Raw genomic sequence first — 15,859 nt, 5'->3', positions numbered from 1 at the left:
GGGGCGACCGCAGTGCGGTCGCCCCCGCCGCACGTTCGTCGTACCGAGGCCGCCCCGCTCAGTCGCGGCCTCCTCCCGCTCCGTCGAGTGCGGTGACCGTGCCTCCGCCGGCGAGGGTTCCCGTCAGGGAGACCGCACCGTCGGGGCCGGGCCAGGGGGCGGCGAGGGTGCGTTCGGCGGTGCCGGCGCGGACCGCTCCGGTCGCCGTGATCGCGGTGACCTGCCGGCTTCCCGCGGCCAGCAGGTACCAGCGGCCGGCCGGGGAGCGCCAGCGGTGGCCCGCGAGGAGGTGCCGGCCGAACCGGCCGCAGGCCGCCGTGGACCGGGCGCGTGCCACGTCCCGCGGTGGTCCGGCCTCCAGGCGCAGGCGGACGATGACGTCTCCGGGCCCGGCCCAGCCGGAGGCCCGCGTGCAGGACCAGACGGCACGGCCGGCGCCGTCGGGCAGCAGGGCGGCCGCGAAGTCCCAGATGTTGACGGCCCGGTAGCCGCCTTGGCGCAGTTCGCCGAGCCGGCAGGCCTGGCGCGCCCAGGCCGCGCGGGCCTCGGGCCCTGTCGCTTCGCGCGGCTGGCGGGCCGGGGCGGCGGCGGGGCCGTCCGGTAGCGGGGTGTAGGTCAGGTGTACGGGCGACAGCGCGCCGAGGTCGGTGAGGACGAAGGAGTGCTTCTCGACGATGCGGGTCGAGGAGGTGAGTTCGAGGACGGGCCAGGACGTGCAGGACGCACCGGCCGGAGGGACCGCTGCCGGGGCGGTGACCCCGTCGGCGGCGACGGCGAGGGCCTCCCCCGTGTCGTCCGCCCGGAGCAGGTCGCGGGCGGTGGCCGCCGCGATCCAGGGGGCGAGGAGGTAGCGGGCCGATGCCCCGTCCGCGGCGCGGGACAGGGTGAGGGCGGCCGCCGTGGTGACCCCGGCGTCGTCGGTGCGGGTGACGTCGAGCGTGCGGCCGCCGCGGGATCCGGTGGCGCTTTCGCCGTAGCGCACGATGCGGTCCCCGTCCCGCAGGACCACCACGGCGCGGCCGTCCAGGTCGCCCGCGTACAGGAGTTGGGGCGGCCCTGCGGGCGGTTCGCCCGTGGTGCCGGGCGTCGTGGAGAGCGGGGTCGTGCCCGGCGCGGCCCAGGTGCCGAGGGCGCGGGCCAGCAGGCCGCGGTCGCCGGTGCGGCCGCCGCGGGCGGGCCAGGCGGTGAAGTCGACGCGGGCGGTGTCGGACCACGCGCCGGGCGGAACGCGCCGGAGCCGGGCGGGGTCCAGGGCTCCGGAGGCCGCGGGTCCGGCGGCCGGCCGTACGTCCGGATCGGGGCGCGAGCCGTGGACGGAGAGCGCGGTGAGGGTCAGCGCCAGGGTGGCGAGAGCGGCCCAGCAGGCCCGTGCCGTGCGGCGCCGGCGCAGCAGGTCGGTGGGGCGGGCGCTGACGACGCTGGCGTCGAACTCCGGTCGGCGCAGGGCCCGGAGGAGTTCCTCGTCGGCGGGCAGGGCGAGGGCGTCGCGTACGGCGGTCGCCGGGTCGGCTGCCCCGGCCCGGCCGAGAAGCCCTACGGTCTCGTCCGGCGCCAGGTCGTCCAGGCGGAGCAGGACGAACGCCGCCCGCACCGGGGCGGGGGCACCGCCGAGCGTGGGGGCGGCCTCGTCGATCCCGCCCGCGGGCGGCCACAGCCGCAGCCCCCATACGAACGGCGGCACGGGCGGCCGGATGAGACGGGCCCAGGTGGTGCCGGCGGGTCCCGCGGGGGCGAGTGCGGCGCGCAGGACGCGGGAGCGGAGCAGAGCGAGGTGCCGGTCGGGTTCGTCCGTGCCGTCCTCGGCCGGGGCGGGCCCCGCCGGTGTGCCGGTTCGGGGCAGCGCACGCTGTACGGCCTTGTGGGCCAGCAGAACGCGCGTGTGCCGGCCCAGTGAGTCCGGGAGTGTCAGGTAGGCGAGCCGGACCAGCCGGGGGTACTGCTCGACGAGGACCGCCTCGGCACACTCCACGGCGTCCGAGCCGAATCTCTGAGAGGTGCTCACGCCCGCGTCAAACGAGTGAATCCTGCGATGGTCACACCCCGCGCTCGCGGACGCCGCGCCGCGGCCCGGTGGGCCGGGGCAGGGTTGGGGGTGGTGGGACGCCTTGCCGGAAGCCTCAGGTGCGCGGCTCCGGGCCGCCGGACGGGGCGGGCGGGAGCTGCTCCTCGGCCGAGGCGCCGCGTGCGGTACCGCCGGTGCGGCGCAGCGCCTGCGTGCCCGCGCCCGGTGCCGTGAGGTAGTCCAGGGTGCCGGTGATTTCCAGGATCCGGTTCAGCTGGACGGTCCGGCCGTCGATGTGGAGTCCCGCGCCCGCCTTGTCGGCCAGGCGCCGGACCATCAGCAGGGCCGCCAGGCCGCTGGAGTCCACGGCCGACAGCCCGGCGCACTCCAGCCGCAGGTCCCGCACCCCGGGGTGTGCGGCGAGGAGGCGGTCGACGGCCTCGATCAGCCGGTCGGCGTGGAGGTGGTCGAGGTCGCCCCTCAGCTCGACGCGCACGGCCTCGTGCGAGGAGGTGTGCGTCAGGTCGAGCGGGGTGGAGGGCAGGCTCGTCATTCGGCGGTCCCGGCGGCGGTGAGGAGGGTACGGGTCAGTGCGGCGGCTCCGGCCCGCAGGGTGGCGGTGGTGCGGGGGAAGTCCTGCAGTTCCCGCTCCAGGAACTCCAGGGCGGGCAGCAGCGAGGCGGTCGCGACGCCGCGGGCGTCCAGGACGCCGGCGGTCCACCGGAGGAAGCCGCAGAAGACGTCCTCGTCGCCGGTGTAGAGGGCGGCGGCCAGGAATTCGACGATGTGGGAGAGGTCTTCCGCGGTGCGCTCGCGCTGCACGTCCGTGTAGGAGCGCATCGCCGGGTGGGAGTTCTCCAGTTGTCGCAAGACGGTCCGGACCAGTCGCGGGCGGCTCCGGGCGACCAGCGTGTACTCCTGGTCGTCGAGGTGGGGCAGATCGTCGACGGCCTGGTGTCCGGGCCGGGGTCGCGGCAGCGGGCCGCAGGCCAGCTCGTCGGCGGCGGCCCGCGCGTCGGGGGCCCAGGCGTCCGCGCCGAGCAGGCGGGCGTAGCGGCCTTCGGGTCCGAAGGCGGCGCCGCCCGCGATCACGGGGGTCCCGACGGCCTGGCAGGCGGTGATGGTGGCGTGCGCGGCGGGCAGCCGCGTCGCGAGGGAGCCGGAGAGGGCCACGGCGTCCGGGCCGGTGCGGTGCAGGTGCGCGACGAGGTGCGGGGCGGGGACTTGCGCGCCGAGGTAGTCGACGTGCCAGCCCCTGATCCGCAGGACCTCGGCCAGGAGGCGGGCGGGCAGGGCGTGCCATTCGCCGTCGACGCAGGCCACCGTGACCCGGCCGCGCGTCGGTTCCGTGCGGGCCGACGGGTGGAGGGCGACGGCGGCGACGGCGCGGTCGTTGATGGCGGTCGCCGCGTGCTCCTGGGCGACGGTGATGCGGTTCGCCGCCCACTCCCGGCCGACCCGCCCCTGTACGGCGGCGATGACGTCGAGCAGGAGGTCCTCCGCGGGCGTGCCTGCGTCCAGCGCGCGGAGCAGCGTACCGACCGTGGCGGCCTCGTCGAACGCCATCACCGACTCCCACACCTGCGCGAGGAGTTCCTGCGGCGCCGCAGCGGAACGCGGGGCGGTGGGGGCGGTGACGGCCGTGGTCGAAGCCGTGTCCGTGCCGGTGTCGTGCGGGCTCACGTGGTGAACCGCCCTCGGGTGTGGCCGTCGACGGCGCTGAGGTGGTTGGTGCGCGGCGCCGAGATCACGACGACGGCCATGTCGTCGTGGCGGCCCGACCCCACCCATTGCGAGGCGAGCATCTGCACGTGCTCCACGACCGCTTCGGCGGGCATCGCCGCGCACTCCGACAGGGCGCGGCGCAGCCGCTCCTCGCCGAACATCGCACCGCCCATGGGTCCTCCCCGCGCCTCGCTGATGCCGTCGGTGTACAGCACGCAGGTGTCCCCGGGGGCCAGCGTCACGCGGGCCGTCTCCGTGGTGATCTCGGGCAGTGCGCCGACCAGCGTGCCCTTCGTCGGGGCCTCCTCCACCCGGCCGTCGCAGCGCAGGATCAGCGGGGCGGGGTGTCCGGCGCTCGTGAGGCGCAGCCGTACCGTGTTCCCCTCCCGGGCGGCGGAGGCCAGCACGATGGTGGCGAAGCGGGTGCTCTCGGAGTTGAGGAGGGAGGTGTTGAGCAGGCTCAGGATCCGGTGGTGGTCGTCGGCCATCGGAAGGAGGGCGTGCAGGGTGTTGCGGATCTTGCCCGTCATCACGGCCGCCTCCAGGCCCTTGCCGCAGACGTCCCCGAGTACGACGAGGGAGGGCTCGCCGTCCGCGGCGGCCGGGTGCACGTCGTAGAAGTCGCCGCCGACCCTCTCGTGGTCCTTCGACGGCCGGTAGCCGCCGGCGTACTCGACTCCGGAGAGCTGTCGCAGCGCGGGCGGCAGGAGTTCGCGCATCAGGGTGTCGGTGATCGACGCCTGCTCCGCGTAGAGCCGGGCGGCCGACATCGCCGCGCCGGCGCGGGCGGCGAACAGCCGGGCGAACACCTCCTCGCCCTCCGTGAACGCGTTCGCCGCGTCGGCGCGGAGCAGTACCAGGGCGCCCGCGGGCACGCCGTGGCCGGGCAGGGGTGTGATGACGATGGATCCCACGGTGTCGAGGCCGTCGGGCACCAGCCAGGCCGGGGCGGCGGACGGGTCGAGCCAGCGCGAGGGCACGGGCGGGAAGCCCTGGAGCGCCTCGGCCAGCCCCGGTACCTCCTGGGGGTCGACGACCTGGCGGGACACCGACGGGCCGCCTCCGCGGACGCACGACACGATCGGGAGCTCGACTCCGTGCAGTGGGGCGAACACCAGGGCCGCGTCCGCGAGGTGGTCGGCCGCCATCTGGGCCGTGACGTCCATGCAGCGGTCGAGGTTGAGGGACGACAGCAGGAGGTTGGAGGAGCGGACGAGGAACTCGGTGCGTTCCCGTTCGGTCCACAGGGCTTCCCGGGTCAGCCGGTGGTCGGTGTCGTCCACGAGCCACCACATGACCGTGCCGTTGTCACTGGGGGTGGGGTGCGCCTCGTACGAGCGGTCGCCCACGGCCCCCTGGACGGTGCCGGCTCCGGCGGGCGGGCGCTGCGCGGGCAGCAGGGGTGCGGTGTGGCGCGCGTGCGCCGAAGCCAGCCATCCGGGAACCGCGTCCGCCATCGCCGTGCCCGGGCGGGCGTCCGGGAAGACGAGCCCGGCCGCCTCGTTGGCATGGACCACGACGGCACGGGCGTCGGCCACCAGCACCGGATAGGGGACCTGACTCCACGACAGGCCCTCGGCCGGCGAGCTCGGCGTCGTCTCGGTGGAAGGAACCAAACGTTGAAGGCCCGCTGCGCGGACCCCTCACCTCTTCACGTGTTCATCACGTCGGAAAAGACCTCGAAACAACATCGGCATAACAGTTGTCCTACGGCAACCATCCTCCATGGGCCGTGCACCGTGCAACCGGGCCCCGGGTGGACTTGGTATCGAAGGCTCATCCCTGGGGGTGCCGGTGTGCCGGACCGCTTGCGCGTTCGGGCACCCGGTCACCGGGCCCGGACACGATGTAGGAGGATGTCCCGGTGACCGGAGAGGAAGCGGTCGTCACCACGACCACATATTGCGACGCGACCGTCATCAGCCTGCACGGCGAAGTCGACGAGGACGACGCCCCGTTCCTGGCCCGCGCCCTCGCGCAGGCCGCGGCGGGCGGCCCGCCGCGCACCGTGGTGGACCTGTCGGGCACTCCCTTCGTGGACTCCTCCGTGCTGCACGCCCTGCTCGACGCGCAGCGGGCCCACGCGGCCGCCGGGGCGCTGCTCGTCCTCGCCGGCCCGCTGCACACAGCCGTCCGGCGACTGTTCGAAGTCACCGGAGCCGCACCGGCGTTCCGCATGGCGGACAGCGTGGCGACCGCGATGACATGCTGACCCCCACCCCACGTTCCCGAACAGGCTGTCACGGTATGACCCGTGCGGCCATGGGCAGGCGATGAGCATGAACGCACCCCCGCCGTCCGAAGCCCCCCTGGGCTCGCAGCGGAACCGCGAGGACGCCGGCGACCGGCACACCGCACCGCCCGACTCGGCGGCCGCGGCCCGTGAGCGCGTCCGCCGGCTGCTGCTCCTCGCGGGCGTGGACCTCGACAGTGTCATCGCGGCGGACGTGCTGCTCGTCACGTCGGAGCTGGTCACCAATGCGATCCGGCACGGGGACGGGGTCACCGCCTTCGGGGCCCACATCGCGGACGGCGTCCTGAGGCTGTCCATCGCCGACGCCAACCCGCGCCTCCCCGCGGCCCGTACGGGGACGGTCGACCGTCCCGGCGGGTACGGATGGCCGCTCGTCCAGCGCCTGGCGGAGCACGTCGACTGCAGCACCCGTCCCGACGGCAAGACCATCACGACGGCGCTCCGCCTGACCTGAGCCGGTCCGGGCCGATCGTCGATCGCCGGTCGCCGATCGCCGATCGACGCATCATCGGGCCGTGACGGGCAACACGGGCCTCCATGACGACGGAGAACGGCGGGTCCGCGCACCGCTCCCGGCTGGTGTGGCTCGTGGTGGCCCAGACCACCTCGATGGTGCTCCTGGGCCTCTGGGTGACACATGTGGCGGCCGGCCGTGGGCCGCTCGCCCTGGAGGGCCGGGTGTCCCAGGCCTTCGCCGAGCATCGGAGCCCGGTCGGGAACGGCCTGACCTCGGGGCTCACGCTGCTGGCCGGTACGGAGGGCATCGTCGGTGTGACGCTGCTCTGTGTGGCCGCGCTGCTGGTGCTGCCGTCCGCACCGCGGTGGCGGGAGGCCGCGTTCCTGGGTGGGTCGGTCGCCGTGCAGTCGGCGGTCTTCCTCGTCGTCACGTTCTTCGTGGAGCGGCCCCGCCCCGACGTGCCACAACTGGACGGGGCGCCGCCCACGTCGAGTTTCCCGTCGGGGCACGTGGGCGCGTCCGTCGCCCTGTACGGCGGGCTGGCGGCCCTCGTGCTGAGCCGTACCCGCGGCCCCTGGCGGTACCTCACGGCGGGGGTGCTGCTGCTCGTACCGCCCGCGGTGGGGCTGTCGCGGGTCTACCGGGGGATGCACCATCCGTCCGACGTGCTGGGCGGACTGCTCAACGGCGCCGCGACCCTGCTCGTCCTGGGGTGTGTGTTCCTGTCCGGCCGCGGCGCCGCCGACGGCCGGACACCGCAGGGGACCGGGACCCGGACCCCGAAGGGAACCGCGCGCGGCGGCCCCGCCGGGCCCGCGCGGCCCGCCCCGCTGCCCCTGCCGGACGGCCGTCGGCGGGGTGGGAGGGTCGTCGTCGTACGCCATCCCCGCGGCTGCCCGGACAGGCTGGCCGACGAGGTCCGCGACCGGCTCCGCAGGCACGGTTTCACCGCGCAGCGGTGGACCTCGACCACCGTGGACCGGCCCTGCGGGAGTCTTGCCGAGGAGTGCGCCGCGGGCGGCGTGGGCCTGGTCGTCGTGTGCGGCGGCGACGGCACCGTGCGCGTGTGCGCCGACGTCGTCGCCGGGACCGGAATCCCGCTGGCGCTCGTGCCCTGCGGCACCGGCAACCTGCTCGCCCGCAACCTGGGCCTGCCGTCCGACCCGGCGACGGCACTCGACGAGGCCCTGGCCGGCGGCGATTTCAGTATCGACGTGGGCCGGGTGCGGGGCGACGGCCTCCCGCCGACCCGCTTCACCGTCATGGCGGGGGCCGGCTTCGACGCCGCCATGGTCCGCGACGCGTCCGAGGTGCTCAAGGCGCACCTGGGCTGGGCCGCGTACGCCCTGTCGGCGCTCCGGCACCTGCGCGACCCCCGCATGCGCCTGTCCGTCCGCCTCGACGGGGGACGCAGGATCAGGCGGCGGGCCCGGATGGTCGTCGTCGGCAACGTGGGCGCGCTCCAGGCCGGCCTGGAACTGCTGCCGCGGGCCCGGCCGGACAGCGGCCGCCTGGAGGTCGTGCTCTTCGACCCGCGGGGAGCCGTCGGCTGGCTCGCCGCGGCGGCCCACCTGGCTTCCCGCGTCGTGCGGCGTCCGGGGGCGGCACCGGCAGCCGGCGGTCCGGGCGGTGCGGTGTCCGTCGCGGCGGGATCGCTGGAGTACTTCGGCGCCACCCGGATCGAGGTCCGTTTCGCGCGCGCCCAGGACCGCGAGGTCGACGGCGACACCGTGGGCAGGGGTGCCCGGCTGACCGTCGAGACCGAGCCGGGCGCCCTGCGGATACGGCTGCCCCACGCGCCCGGCGCGGTCCCCGCGCCGTCCGGCGCACCCGGCGGCACCTCGCATACCGCACCCACCGCGCACGTCTGACGAACCGCCCCGCGGCCGGAACAAGAAGGTCCGGGGCATCTACCGGCAGGAAAGGCAGGTGCCGTCCCATGGCACAGCGCACGGCCCGTTCCCGACGGCTCGCCGGCGTCCGGGCGGTGCTCGCCCGGCAGTCGGGACCCGACGCGGCGTTCGGCCGCAGACTGGTCCTGGCGGTGGCGGTCACGGCCGCGATCGCGGTGCCGTTCGCCCTGGCCCTCGTACTCGTCGAGTCCCGGTGGCCACCGCTGTACCGGCTCGACCGGGCCGCCGCGGAGCAGCTGCACCGTACGGCCCTGGAGGACCCGGCCAGGGTGCGCGTTCTGCAGTTCTTCACCGACGTGGCGTGGGACCCGGTGACGATGCGGCTGCTGGTGGCGGTCCTGGTGGTGTGGCTCCTGACCCGGCGGGCCTGGCGGCTGGCGGCGTGGGCGGCCGTCACGGCGACGGCCGGGGCGCTGATCGGGTTCCTGGTCAAACAGGCGGTGGAGCGGGCTCGTCCGCACCTGCCGGAGCCGGTCGCCCACGCGCCCGGCTTCTCGTTCCCCTCCGGCCATGCCATGGCGGCCACGACCTCCTGCGCCGTCCTCCTGCTGGTGCTGCTCCCGCTGGTGCCCCGCGCCTGGCGGCCGTTGCCGTGGGCGCTCGCGGCGACGGCGGTCCTGGGCGTGGGCTACACCCGGGTCGCCCTGGGGGTGCACTGGGTGAGTGACGTCGTCGGGGGCTGGCTGCTCGGCATCGCCGTGGTCACGGCGACGACCCTGGTCTTCGAGGCCTGGCGGGCCGACACCGGGCGCCCGCGTGCCGCGGTCGTCAGCGACGGGCTGGAGCCCGAGATCTCCTCCGGCGCCGACCCGGAGGGCGCGGCGGATCCGCCCGCCGGGTACCGCTGAGCAGTGCGTTCGACGGCTTTTCAACTCCGTTTCGGGGAGAGGTGTGTGAAGGTGCGCATCCGGGGTCGGACGTGTGGTGTCGGGGGTCGACGGCTTCTTGCGTCGGCGGCCGGTCCCCGGTCAGGCCGTCCTGGGGGTGAGCGACTCCGGGGGCGGCAGCCGCAGCGGCTTCGCCACCGCCGCGCAGAACTCCGCGAGTCCCGCCGCCAGGGCGGCCCGGGAGGCGTGCGGCATCGCGGCCATCGCCTCGGCCAGCACCTCCTGCCTGCGGGCGCGCAGCCGTTCGAGGTAGGCCCGGCCGGCGGGTGTCAGCCCGAGCAGCACCTCCCGGCGGTCGTCCGCACCGGGGTGCCGTTCGAGGAAGCCGACGGCCTGCAGGCGGTCGCACAGACGCGTGACGGAGGGCGGGGCCGCCTCCAGCAGCCTGCCGAGGTCACGCAGGTTCAGGTGGTCGTTGCCCTCGACGAGGTACAGCACCCGGGCCTGCGCGGTGGAGACGGGTGGCGCGCTGGCCGTGTCCCGGCCCCGCTCCCAGACCACCTCCAACAGCTCGATCAGCTCGCTCATGTGCGCCACCGCCGACACGGCGGGTTGAGGGGAGCCGATCGACGGCTGACTCATGTGACACTCCCTACCGGACGCACGCGCAGCCCTTCCCCGGCGGACCGGCGGCTTCGTCGTCCCCCATCATTTTGGCAGTTGCGAGGAAGACGGGTACGGGGCCGGTGACTGAAGGCGAACGGGGCGGGGGCGCCGGGAACGTGGAACGCCTGCTGCGCGATGCGGCGCCGCACGAGCTGTTCGAGGCGGTCCGCGGCGTCCTGGCCCGCGACCACGGCGCGATCGGCGCCGAACTGCTGATGGCGGACTACGCCTCCGCACGGCTGCAGCCCGTCACGGCGCGGCCCTTCACCGCCGATTCCGTGTCGGCGCACACCAGCTCCGAGGGCCGGGCCTTCGGAGCCCAGGAACCGCACGTGGTGTCCGGGCCGGACGGATCCACCGTGCATCTGCCGGTGAGCGTGCGCGGCGACCGGCTCGGGGTCCTGAGCGTGCGCTACCCGGCCGGCGTGCAGGTCGGCGGACTCCTCGGCCCGCTCCAGGACGTGGCGGACGCGCTGGCCCACGAGATCCTCGTCGCCGACCGCGACACCGACTTCTTCCTCCAGGCGCGCCGGGCCAGGCGGCTCACCCTGGCCGCCGAGATGCAGTGGGAACTGCTGCCGGGTCGCTCCTGCTCCCGGCCCGAGTACGACCTCGGGGCCCAGTTGGAGCCCGCGTACGCCATCCACGGCGACAGTTTCGACTGGTCGGCCTCCGCCGACCATCTGACGCTGACCGTCAACAACGGCATGGGCGAGGGCATCGACGCGGCGCTGCTGACCAGTCTCGCCGTCAGTGCCCTGCGCAACGCCCGGCGGGCCGGCCTCGGGCTCGCCGACCAGGCGGCGCTGGCGGACCAGGCCCTCTACGGCCAGTACCAGGGGCGGCTGCACCTGGCGATGCTGCTGCTCCGCTTCGACCTGGACACCGGCGAGGTCGAGGTCATCGACGCCGGGTCGCCCCGGGTCTGGCGGCTGCGCGGGGGCACGCTGGAGCCGTTCGGCCTGGAGGCGCAGCTGCCGCTCGGGATGTTCGAGGACACCGTCTACACCTGCCAGCGCTTCCGGATGCTGCCCGGGGACCGGCTGTTCTTCCTGAGCGACGGCGTCTACGACGTCCTCTCGCCGGCGGGCGAGCCCTACTCCCTGCACGCCCTGGCCCGGGCCGTCACGAACACCCGGCTGCTTCCTCCCTCGCAGGTGCCCCGCGCGCTGCTGGAGGAGCTCCCCGGTTTCCGGGGCGGGGTGGACGCCACGGACGACGCGATGGTGGTCTGCCTGGACTGGCACGGCAGGCCCGCTGCGGAGGGCGGCGGAGCCGGGCGGTAGGCGCGGCGGCGCGGGTGAGCCGCTGAGCGGTGAGCGGTGAGCCGCCCGAACGGGACGGTGGCACAGTGGGGGCATGGCCCGTCCCGGCCGCTCCGGCGCGCATGAGGATCCGGCCGCGGCGCTCGCCGCCGCGGCGGAGGTCCTCGCGGTGCTGCACGCCAGGGGCCAGGACGGTGTGCAGCCCGCCGTATCACCGTCACAGCTGCGGGCGCTTGTCGCGGTCGAGGGCGCCGAGGGCATCAATCTGCGGGCGTTGGGCGAGGTGCTCGGCTCGCGCCCGCCGTCGGTCACCCGGCTCTGCGACCGGCTGGAGGCCATGGGGCTGCTGATCCGCTCGCCCCGGCCGTCGAGCCGGCGCGAGGTGGAGCTGCGGCTGACACCGCGGGGGCGTGCGCTGCTGGACGAGCGACGGGCGATCCGGATGCGCGAGCTGTCGGCGGTGCTGGGCCGGATGGCGCCCGCGGATGTGGAGGCCCTGGTCACGGGCCTGACGGCGTTCAGGGAGGCGGCCGCGGGGTCGTACCCGGCGGGCGGCCCGCCCCTGGGCACGAACGCCTCCGCGGCGCCGGCGTCACCGGGGCCGGGGGCGTCGTCCGCGCCGGCCCGGGTGTCGGACAGCGCCTGACGGCCGGGGCAGTCCGGGCGTCCGCGGGGGCCGTGCAGGGCCCGTCCGCCGACATGGCAGAATCATTGAGTTCGTAAAATATTGCCTACCGGCAAATGATCACTCTAGGCTTGATCGACGCGACCAGGCGTCCGCCGGGCGTCCGCCGTCCGATACGAGAAAGGGCAGACGCGACGCCATGGTGAGCATCTCCGGGCTGGGAGCGCAGCGCCCCGCCGCCCGCACGCCGCAGCCGGCGGTGATCCCGCCGCGGCAGGCGTCCTCCGGGAGTCCGGACGACTCGCTGGCGTTGTGGAACGGCGCACCTCCGTACGTCCTGCTCATCGAGGACGACGAGGGTGACGCCGTGCTCGTCGAGGAGCTCGTGGAGGACAGCGGGATCGAGGTCCGCCTCGGCCGGGCCCGGTCCCTCGCCGCCGCGCTGCGCCTGCTGGAGGCCGAGGCGCCCGAGTGCGTCCTCCTCGACCTGCACCTGCCGGACGCGCAGGGCCTGGACGGCCTGGAGAAGGTTCTCGCCGTGTCCGCCGAGGCCGCGGTCGTCGTCCTGACCGGCCTGTCGGAGGAACGGGCGGGACTGACCGCCGTCGCGGCCGGCGCCCAGGACTACCTGGTCAAGGGACGTCTGGAAGCGGACGTCTTCATGCGGGCCATCCGCTACGCGATCCAGCGCAAGCGCACCGAGCTGGCGGCCGTCGCCCTGCAGGCGGGCAAGCTCCGCGCCGAGGAGAACGCGCGCCTCGAACGCGGCCTGCTGCCCACCCCGCTGCTGCTCGACGACGCGCCCGACACCGTCAGCGTCTGCGCCCGCTACCACCCCGGACGTGCCCAGACGCTGCTCGGCGGGGACTTCTACGACGTCGTGCAGACCCCCGACGGGGCCACGCACGCCGTCGTCGGCGACGTGTCGGGCCACGGCCCCAGTGAGGCGGCGCTGGGCGTGTGCCTGCGCGTGGCCTGGCGGTCCTTCGTGATGGCCGGCGCCCGCGGCGCCGAGCTCCTCGCACTGCTGGAGCGGATCCTGCTCGCGGAGCGCTCCGGCCCGGAGATCTTCGCCACCCTCGTCTCCCTCACCAGGCCGGCCGGCAGCCGCGCCGTCCGCGTGCAGCGCGCCGGCCACCCCGGCTTCCTGATCCGCTCCACGGCCGGCGTGGAGCTGCGCACCGTACCGGGGGGTCCCGCGCTGGGCATCGTGCCCGGCTGGGGTCCGGGCTGGCCCGTCACCGAGGTGCCGGTCGAGGCGGGCGGCGCCGTGATGCTCTTCACCGACGGCCTGATCGAGGGACGCGTCGGACCCGGCACCGACCGCCTCGACGAGGAGGGCCTCCTGGACATCGCCCGCCGGCACGCCGCCCTGCCCGCCGAACCGTTCGTCGACACCCTCATCCAGACGGCCCAGGGCCTCGCCGCGGACTGGGGCGGCCTGGCCGACGACGTCGCCGTCCTCCACCTCGAATGGAACTCCCCCACGTGACCTCCCCCGCACATGCCCCCGGATCCGCCCGAGAACGGGCCCCGGTGCGTACGGGTCCCAGCCTGCGGGGCTGGCTGACCGGCGTGCTGGTCGTGCTCGCCCTCATGGTCGTCGGTACGGGCGCGCTCGGCGCCGCCCTCCTGTCGCACACGACCGCGGCCGGGAACCGGCTCGTCGACGGGATCCTGCCCGCCCAACGGGACGCGCTGCGGCTGGAGACGGCCCTGCTGGACCAGGAGACCGGGGTCCGCGGCTACCTGCTGGCCGACGAACCCGCGCTGCTGGAACCCTACGCACGCGGCCTGACCAACGAGACCGCGGCCGCCCAGCGCCTGGCGACCGTCCTCGACGACGACGCCGGCGTGCGCGAGGACCTGGCTGCCGTGCAGGAGGCCGCCCGTACCTGGCGCGACGAGTTCGCGATCCCCGCGATCGCCTCCGTGGAGAACGGCACCGCCCCGCCGTCCCTCCAGGCGGGCAAGGACCGCTTCGACGAGGTCCGCACCCGGATCGCCGCACAGCAGGCACGCCTGGACCGTATCCAGGCCGACGCCCGCACGACCTTCGGCGAGGCACGCTCGCAGCGCGACCACATCCTGCTGGCGATCGCCGTGGCCTTCCTGCTGGCCGGCTCCGCCCTCGCCGTCCTGCTCCACGTGGGTGTGCTGCGGCCGCTGGCGCTGGTGCGGACCGCTTCCCAGCGGGTCGCGGACGGGGCCTTCGACGACGAGATCCCCCTGCGCGGCCCCTCGGATCTACGGGCCCTGGCGCGGGCCGTGGAGGACATGCGGCGCCGGACCGTCACCGAGCTGAACGCCTCGCGGCGCAATGCCGAGCGGCTCGACCGCACGGCCGCCGAACTCGACGCCCAGGCGGTGGAGCTGCGCCGCTCCAACGCCGAGCTGGAACAGTTCGCGTACGTGGCCTCGCACGACCTCCAGGAGCCGCTGCGCAAGGTGGCCTCCTTCTGCCAGCTGCTGGAGAAGCGCTACGGGGACCAGCTCGACGAGCGCGGCGCGCAGTACATCGGCTTCGCCGTGGACGGCGCCAAGCGGATGCAGGTGCTGATCAACGACCTGCTGACGTTCTCGCGGGTGGGCCGCGTCCAGGACGCGCGGGAGACGGTCGCACTGGACGGCCCCCTGGACCGGGCCCTGCGCAACCTGGCCACCGCGGTGGAGGAGAGCGGCGCGGAGATCACCCGGCCCGACCGCCTTCCGGACGTGGTGGGCGATCCGACGCTGCTGACGATGCTCTGGCAGAACCTGGTGGGCAATGCCGTCAAGTTCCGCTCGCCCGACCGCGCACCGCGCGTGGAGGTCGCCGTGATCGACGATCCCGCCGCGGAGCCGGGCTTCCACACCTTCACCGTCACCGACAACGGCATCGGTGTACCGGCCGAGTTCGCCGAGAAGGTCTTCGTCATCTTCCAGCGGCTGCACGGCCGGGAGACCTACGGCGGAACCGGCATAGGCCTCTCGCTCTGCAAGAAGATCGTCGAGCACGCGGGCGGGCGGATCCGGATCGACACCGACCACCGGGAAGGCACCCGGATCGTCTTCACCCTCCCCGACGCATCGACGACGACCACCGCCGACGCGGCCGAGACCGCGGACCCCGACCCCGACGCCGCGCCGCCCGCCCCCGTACCCACACAAGGAATCAGCCGATGAGCAGCCCCGCAGACCGTCCCCAGGCCACCCCCGCCGAAGTCCTGCTGGTCGAGGACGACGCGGGCGACGAGCTGATGACCCGAGAAGCCTTCGAGGACAACAAGATCGGCAATGTGCTGCACGTGGTGCGGGACGGCCTGGAGGCCCTGGACTTCCTCTACCGCCGGGGCGCGCACGCCGACGCCCCGCGCCCGGACCTGATCCTGCTCGACCTGAACCTGCCCAAGTACGACGGACGGCAGGTCCTCGAACGGATCAAGACGGACCCGGACCTCCAGCACATCCCCGTGGTCGTGCTCACCACTTCGGCCGCCGAGGAGGACATCCTGCGCAGCTACAAGCTGCACGCCAACGCGTACGTGACGAAGCCGGTGGACCTCGACCAGTTCATCCGGGCGATCCAGCAGATCGACGACTTCTTCGTCACCGTGGTCAAGCTCCCCCGCACGGGGTGACGGAGAAGAAGGACGTGAGCAGCATGGACACGCACAACGCCGAGGCGCGCAGCCATGTCGGGACCCGGTCCGACGGGGACGTGCGCATCGTGGTGATGGCGGGCGAGTTCGACATCGACAACGTGGCCGACCTGCGGATCGCACTGGATCCCACTGCGCCCGGTGTCACCCGGTTCGTCCTGGATGTCGCCGCGGTGACCTTCGTCGATTCGGCGGCGCTCGGCATCATGCTGCAACCCGCCCTGGACCGGCCGGTGGTGCTGGCGGGTACCGTGCCTCGCCGGCTGGCCCGGCTGCTGGAGATCACCGGCGCCGACCTGGTCTTCGCCACCGCCGCCGACGTGGCCGAGGGCACGGTGATGGCGGTCCCGCCCCGGCGCGGCTGAGCCGCCCCTGGGGCCCCCGGCCTGTTTGAGTCGCGCGATCCCGGCCATACGGTCGTCGAACAGGCTTCGGTGTGCGCCGCGGTCCCCGCCCCGACACCGGCGTCGGGGCGGGGACCGCG

15 protein-coding genes are annotated in these 15,859 nt (G+C 74.8%); 10 read left to right on the top strand and 5 right to left on the bottom strand.

Annotation, left to right across the window (positions count from 1 at the left end):
- Positions 1-58: 58 nt before the first annotated feature.
- The 4 genes from AVW11_RS32925 to AVW11_RS32910 all read right to left on the bottom strand — a co-directional run bounded on the left by AVW11_RS32925 (position 59) and on the right by AVW11_RS32910 (position 5,271).
- Complete coding sequence (locus tag AVW11_RS32925; RefSeq protein ID WP_076046861.1) at positions 59-2,002, bottom strand: hypothetical protein; 1,944 nt, start codon at positions 2,000-2,002, stop codon at positions 59-61.
- 115 nt (positions 2,003-2,117) lie between these two features.
- Positions 2,118-2,555: an STAS domain-containing protein gene (locus AVW11_RS32920; protein ID WP_076046860.1), complete on the bottom strand. Its 438-nt coding sequence runs from the start codon at positions 2,553-2,555 to the stop codon at positions 2,118-2,120.
- The gene (locus AVW11_RS32915; protein ID WP_420856420.1) at positions 2,552-3,685 is read right to left on the bottom strand and encodes a cobalamin B12-binding domain-containing protein; all 1,134 of its coding nucleotides are present in this window, start codon (positions 3,683-3,685) and stop codon (positions 2,552-2,554) included. The genes AVW11_RS32920 and AVW11_RS32915 overlap by 4 nt, the downstream gene beginning before the upstream one ends.
- Positions 3,682-5,271, bottom strand: coding sequence for a PP2C family protein-serine/threonine phosphatase (locus tag AVW11_RS32910; protein WP_206281944.1), 1,590 nt, complete (start codon positions 5,269-5,271; stop codon positions 3,682-3,684). The genes AVW11_RS32915 and AVW11_RS32910 overlap by 4 nt, the downstream gene beginning before the upstream one ends.
- Positions 5,272-5,591: 320 nt before the next feature.
- On the opposite strand from AVW11_RS32910, the gene AVW11_RS32905 reads away from it, so the two are divergent.
- The 4 genes from AVW11_RS32905 (at position 5,592) to AVW11_RS32885 (ending at position 9,199) form a co-directional block, all read left to right on the top strand.
- The gene (locus AVW11_RS32905) at positions 5,592-5,939 is read left to right on the top strand and encodes an STAS domain-containing protein (RefSeq protein ID WP_076046859.1); all 348 of its coding nucleotides are present in this window, start codon (positions 5,592-5,594) and stop codon (positions 5,937-5,939) included.
- 67 nt (positions 5,940-6,006) lie between these two features.
- Positions 6,007-6,435 (top strand): ATP-binding protein, encoded by a 429-nt coding sequence (locus AVW11_RS32900; protein WP_225884497.1) that lies wholly within the window; start codon positions 6,007-6,009, stop codon positions 6,433-6,435.
- An 83-nt stretch (positions 6,436-6,518) separates the two neighbouring features.
- Positions 6,519-8,309: a bifunctional phosphatase PAP2/diacylglycerol kinase family protein gene (locus AVW11_RS32890; RefSeq protein WP_240528324.1), complete on the top strand. Its 1,791-nt coding sequence runs from the start codon at positions 6,519-6,521 to the stop codon at positions 8,307-8,309.
- A gap of 68 nt (positions 8,310-8,377) precedes the next feature.
- Complete coding sequence (locus tag AVW11_RS32885; protein WP_076046858.1) at positions 8,378-9,199, top strand: phosphatase PAP2 family protein; 822 nt, start codon at positions 8,378-8,380, stop codon at positions 9,197-9,199.
- 120 nt (positions 9,200-9,319) lie between these two features.
- Here AVW11_RS32885 and AVW11_RS32880 read toward each other — a convergent pair whose 3' ends face one another.
- Entirely contained in the window at positions 9,320-9,820 is a 501-nt protein-coding gene (locus AVW11_RS32880) for a MarR family winged helix-turn-helix transcriptional regulator (RefSeq protein WP_030850603.1), read from the bottom strand.
- Positions 9,821-9,924: 104 nt separating this feature from the next.
- Between AVW11_RS32880 and AVW11_RS32875 the strand changes: the two genes are divergently transcribed.
- The 6 genes from AVW11_RS32875 to AVW11_RS32850 all read left to right on the top strand — a co-directional run bounded on the left by AVW11_RS32875 (position 9,925) and on the right by AVW11_RS32850 (position 15,740).
- Positions 9,925-11,130 (top strand): PP2C family protein-serine/threonine phosphatase, encoded by a 1,206-nt coding sequence (locus tag AVW11_RS32875; protein WP_234362383.1) that lies wholly within the window; start codon positions 9,925-9,927, stop codon positions 11,128-11,130.
- Positions 11,131-11,203: 73 nt separating this feature from the next.
- Positions 11,204-11,755: a MarR family winged helix-turn-helix transcriptional regulator gene (locus AVW11_RS32870; RefSeq protein WP_076046857.1), complete on the top strand. Its 552-nt coding sequence runs from the start codon at positions 11,204-11,206 to the stop codon at positions 11,753-11,755.
- Between the two features lie 178 nt (positions 11,756-11,933).
- The gene (locus AVW11_RS32865) at positions 11,934-13,226 is read left to right on the top strand and encodes a PP2C family protein-serine/threonine phosphatase (protein WP_079250891.1); all 1,293 of its coding nucleotides are present in this window, start codon (positions 11,934-11,936) and stop codon (positions 13,224-13,226) included.
- A 104-nt stretch (positions 13,227-13,330) separates the two neighbouring features.
- Positions 13,331-14,899: a sensor histidine kinase gene (locus tag AVW11_RS32860; RefSeq protein ID WP_240528325.1), complete on the top strand. Its 1,569-nt coding sequence runs from the start codon at positions 13,331-13,333 to the stop codon at positions 14,897-14,899.
- On the top strand, positions 14,896-15,354 hold the full coding sequence (locus AVW11_RS32855) for a response regulator (protein WP_030850618.1): 459 nt from the start codon (positions 14,896-14,898) through the stop codon (positions 15,352-15,354). Before AVW11_RS32860 ends, AVW11_RS32855 begins: the two co-directional genes overlap by 4 nt.
- 23 nt (positions 15,355-15,377) lie before the next feature.
- Positions 15,378-15,740 (top strand): STAS domain-containing protein, encoded by a 363-nt coding sequence (locus AVW11_RS32850; RefSeq protein WP_076046855.1) that lies wholly within the window; start codon positions 15,378-15,380, stop codon positions 15,738-15,740.
- Positions 15,741-15,859 lie beyond the last annotated feature (119 nt).

The organism is Streptomyces amritsarensis, assembly GCF_001953875.1.
Taxonomy (GTDB): domain Bacteria; phylum Actinomycetota; class Actinomycetes; order Streptomycetales; family Streptomycetaceae; genus Streptomyces; species Streptomyces amritsarensis.
The sequence above is the reverse complement of the archived record's forward strand: the minus strand, read 5'-3'. Positions and strand labels throughout refer to the sequence as shown.

Coding starts and splice junctions, on each gene's coding strand:
- AVW11_RS32890 (WP_240528324.1), top strand. CDS start 6,519: ATGACGACGGAGAACGGCGGGTCCGCGCACCGCTCCCGGCTGGTGTGG.
- AVW11_RS32860 (WP_240528325.1), top strand. CDS start 13,331: ATGGTCGTCGGTACGGGCGCGCTCGGCGCCGCCCTCCTGTCGCACACG.
- AVW11_RS32880 (WP_030850603.1), bottom strand. CDS start 9,820: ATGAGTCAGCCGTCGATCGGCTCCCCTCAACCCGCCGTGTCGGCGGTG.
- AVW11_RS32870 (WP_076046857.1), top strand. CDS start 11,204: ATGGCCCGTCCCGGCCGCTCCGGCGCGCATGAGGATCCGGCCGCGGCG.
- AVW11_RS32920 (WP_076046860.1), bottom strand. CDS start 2,555: ATGACGAGCCTGCCCTCCACCCCGCTCGACCTGACGCACACCTCCTCG.
- AVW11_RS32850 (WP_076046855.1), top strand. CDS start 15,378: ATGGACACGCACAACGCCGAGGCGCGCAGCCATGTCGGGACCCGGTCC.
- AVW11_RS32865 (WP_079250891.1), top strand. CDS start 11,934: ATGGTGAGCATCTCCGGGCTGGGAGCGCAGCGCCCCGCCGCCCGCACG.
- AVW11_RS32885 (WP_076046858.1), top strand. CDS start 8,378: ATGGCACAGCGCACGGCCCGTTCCCGACGGCTCGCCGGCGTCCGGGCG.
- AVW11_RS32900 (WP_225884497.1), top strand. CDS start 6,007: ATGAACGCACCCCCGCCGTCCGAAGCCCCCCTGGGCTCGCAGCGGAAC.
- AVW11_RS32855 (WP_030850618.1), top strand. CDS start 14,896: ATGAGCAGCCCCGCAGACCGTCCCCAGGCCACCCCCGCCGAAGTCCTG.